The sequence below is a fragment of the Micromonospora sp. C51 genome, assembly GCF_018070435.1.
GTDB classification, from domain to species: Bacteria; Actinomycetota; Actinomycetes; order Mycobacteriales; family Micromonosporaceae; genus Micromonospora; species Micromonospora sediminimaris.
Genome location: NZ_JAGPXQ010000097.1, coordinates 1 through 978, shown reverse-complemented (window position 1 = coordinate 978; position 978 = coordinate 1). Strand labels below are relative to the sequence as shown.

General features: G+C 69.4%; 1 pseudogene. It reads left to right on the top strand.

The window, feature by feature from the left end:
- Nucleotides 1-947 (top strand): annotated as a pseudogene (locus KBX50_RS32520) (IS3 family transposase); the annotation flags it as partial.
- Nucleotides 948-978 lie beyond the last annotated feature (31 nt).

The window sequence follows — 978 nt, the reverse complement described above, 5'->3', positions numbered from 1 at the left end:
GACATTCTGCGGAAGGCGGCCCGGTATTTCGCCGGGGAGACGCGCTGGTGAACCGCTTCCAGTTCGTCGCGGACCACCAGGCACGCTACGGCGTGAAGCGGTTGTGCACGGCTATCGGGGTGTCCCGGTCGAGCTTCTACTACTGGCGCTCGACCGCCGAAGCGCGAGCCGCCCGCCAGGCCGCGGACGTCGCTCTCGTGGACCGGATCCGGGCGGTGCACACCGCGCACGACGGCACCTACGGGGCACCACGGGTCACCGCCGAACTCCGCGACGCCGGGCTGGCGATCAACCGTAAACGGGTCGCCCGGGTGATGCGCCGCTTCGGCGTGCAAGGACTGCGACTGCGCCGACGAACTCGTACGACGGTGCCGGACCCGGCCGCGGCGAAGGCTGCGGACCTAATCGGCCGGGACTTCACCGCCGGGCAGCCGAATCAGCGCTACGTCGGCGACATCACCTACCTACCAGTCGGTGACCGTGGGTTCCTCTACCTGGCCACCGTCCTGGACCTGCACTCCCGGCGCCTCGCGGGCTGGGCGATCGCCGATCACATGCGCACCGACCTGGTCATCGACGCCCTGAACGCCGCCCAGCGCACCCGGGGCAGTCTGCACGGGGCGATCATGCACACCGACCACGGAGCCCAGTACACCTCCCGGGCCTACGCCGAGGCCTGCACCGCAGCCGGGGTCCGACAGTCGATGAGCGCGGTCGGCAGCTCCGCCGACAACGCCGCCGCGGAGTCGTTCAACGCCACCTTCAAACGCGAGACCCTGCAAGGCCGCCGCACCTTCACCGACGAACGCGAAGCACGCCTGACCACGTTCCGCTGGCTACACCGCTACAACACCGTCCGACGCCACTCACGCCTCCGACAGCAATCACCGATCACCTACGAGAAGAACACCCGCCCGACGCCAGCTACGCTCGCCCCGGCCGCATAAACCCCGTGTCCAGGATCAGGGGTCAAGCCCC